The organism is Dietzia sp. DQ11-44, from assembly GCF_014145205.1.
Taxonomy (GTDB): Bacteria; Actinomycetota; Actinomycetes; order Mycobacteriales; family Mycobacteriaceae; genus Dietzia; species Dietzia natronolimnaea.
Window position 1 is genome coordinate 1 of record NZ_JAALEC010000284.1, and the last position, 2,445, is coordinate 2,445.

The 2,445-nt window shown below is 71.2% G+C and carries 3 protein-coding genes; all 3 read right to left on the reverse strand.

The features are described 5' to 3' along the window. On the reverse strand, window positions 1-334 hold a 334-nt coding region (locus tag G6018_RS07885), incomplete at its 3' end, for an enoyl-CoA hydratase/isomerase family protein (RefSeq protein WP_182639322.1). Further along, window positions 331-1,317: a nitronate monooxygenase family protein gene (locus tag G6018_RS07890; RefSeq protein ID WP_182616474.1), complete on the reverse strand. Its 987-nt coding sequence runs from the start codon at window positions 1,315-1,317 to the stop codon at window positions 331-333. The genes G6018_RS07885 and G6018_RS07890, both read right to left, overlap by 4 nt. Next, window positions 1,317-2,445 (reverse strand): 3-hydroxyacyl-CoA dehydrogenase NAD-binding domain-containing protein (locus tag G6018_RS07895; RefSeq protein WP_241732019.1); only part of this gene is annotated, 1,129 nt, incomplete at its 5' end. The genes G6018_RS07895 and G6018_RS07890, both read right to left, overlap by 1 nt.

Consider the following 2,445-nt stretch of genomic DNA (forward strand, 5'->3'; position numbering starts at 1 on the left):
TGACCGCGGCGATCACCGGGACCGGGGCGGTCAGCACCGCCCGCACCAGCTCGGCGGCGCTGGTCATGGTGGCCTCGGGGCTGGGCGCCTCGTCCGTCCCGGCCCCGTCCCGGATGGCCTGCAGGTCCGCCCCGGTGGTGAACGCCCCGCCCTCGCCGGCGAGCACGATGACTCTGGTGTCGGGGTCCAGGCTCTGCTCGGAGATGATCTCCACCAGTGCGCTCACCGTCGGGTGGTCGAGCGCGTTCATCCGGTCGGGTCGGTTGATGCTGATAGTCGCGACACCCAGGTCGTCGCGGTCGACCATGACCGCGTCCCGGCCCGTGGGGGTCATCGGACCGTCTCCGCGGCGGCGACCATGCCGGCCAGCCGGTCGGTGATGATCGACTCGGCCTCGGCCATCATGCGGTCGACCAGCTCGGCCGCGGTGGGCACGTCGTCGATCAGGCCCTGGCACTGACCCGCCGACCAGATGCCGGCGTCCAGGTCGCCGTCTTCGAAAACCTTGCGGCCCCGGGCCCCGGCGACGAGGTGCTGGATGTCGGAGAACTCCACGCCCTCGGCCTCCCTGGCCACCACTTCCGCCGAGACGGCGTTCGCCGCGACCCGCGCGGTGTTGTGCAGCGTGCGGAAGATGAGCGTGGTGTCGAGCTCGGAGTTGGCGACGATCTGCTGCTTGACCTGGTCCGCGACCGGCGATTCGGCCGTGCACATGAACCGCGTCCCCATGTTGGCACCGTCGGCCCCCAGGGCCAGTGCGGCCACGAGGCCGCGGGCGTCGGCGATGCCTCCGGACGCCAGCATCGGGATGGTCAGCCGGGCCGCCGCGGCGGGGATGAGCACCAGACCGGGGACGTCGTCCTCACCGGGATGTCCGGCGCACTCGAAGCCGTCGATGGAGACGGCGTCCACGCCGAGCTTCTCAGCCTTGAGTGCGTGCCGCACGGAGGTGCACTTGTGGATGACCTTGACGCCGGCGTCGTGGAAGACAGGGAGATGGTCCTTGGGGTTGGACCCGGCGGTCTCGACGATCTTCACGCCCGACTCGACGATCGCCTGGCGGTACTCCGCGTACGGGGGCGGCGTGATCGACGGGAGGATCGTGAGGTTGACCCCGAAGGGCTGGTCGGTCATCTCCCGGCACCGGGCGATCTCGCGGACCAGGTCCTCGGGCGTCGGCTGGGTGAGCCCGGTGATGATTCCCAGCGCCCCCGCCTCGGACACGGCGGCCGCGAGTTCGGCGCGGCCGACCCACATCATGCCGCCCTGGACGATCGGATGACGGACGCCGAACTCCTCGGTGAAGCGGGTACGGATCACGGCTGGACCTCCTCGTAGGTGCCGCCGGAGGCGGCCTTGGACCGCAGGGACTCCGGCGGGGTGAAACGGTCCCCGTAGCGTTCGGCGAGCTCCTCGGCGCGGGCGACGAAGCCGGGCAGGCCGCCCGGGTACTGGTCCATGTAGCGGGCGACGCCGCCGGTCCAGCCCGGGAAGCCGATGCCCAGGATCGAGCCGACGTTGGCGTCGGTGGTGGTCTCCAGCACGCCCTCGTCGAGGCACTTGACGGTCTCGATCGCCTCGGCGAACAGCATCCGGTCGATCGCGTCCTGCAGCGGGATCTCGGTGGCGGGGCCGAAAGCCTCCGCCAGGCCCGGCCAGAGTCCGGAGCGCTTGCCGTCGGTGTACTCGTAGAAGCCGGCGCCGGTGGAGCGGCCCTTGCGGTCGTACTCGTCGATCATCGTGTCGAGTACGGCGTTGCCCGGGTGGTCGGGCAGCGGCCGGCCCTCTGCCTCGGCCGCCTGGCGGGTCTCGTCACGGATCTTGCGGGGCAGGGTCAACGTGAGTTCGTCCATCAGCGCGAGCACCGGCGCCGGGTAGCCGGCCTGCGAGGAGGCCTGTTCGACGGTGGGCGCGGGGACGCCCTCGGCGAGCAGCGCCATGCCCTCACTGGTGAAGGTCCCGATGACCCTCGAGGTGAAGAACCCGCGGGAGTCGTTGACGACGATGGGGGTCTTGCCGATCTGCGCGACCAGTGCCAGGGCGCGCCCGAGGGCATCCTCCGAGGTCTCGGCGCCCTTGATGATCTCGACCAGCGGCATCTTGTCGACGGGCGAGAAGAAGTGCAGGCCGATGAAGTCGGCCGGCCGGTCCACGCCGCCCGCGAGCATGGTGATGGGAAGGGTCGAGGTGTTGGAGCACAGCAGCGCGTCCGGGGCGATGTGCGGCGCGATCTCCGCGAACACCGTCTCTTTGACCTTCGGGTCCTCGAACACGGCCTCGATGACGGCCTGCGCACCGGAGGCGGCCGCGGCGTCGGTGGTGGGGGTGATGCGCGCCAGGAGCGCCTCGCCCTTCGCCTGCGCGGCGTCCCGGGCCTCGCCCTCGGCGGCGCGGGCGACGGTCTTGGCGACGAGCTTCTCCGAATAGCCCTTGCCCCGCTCGGCA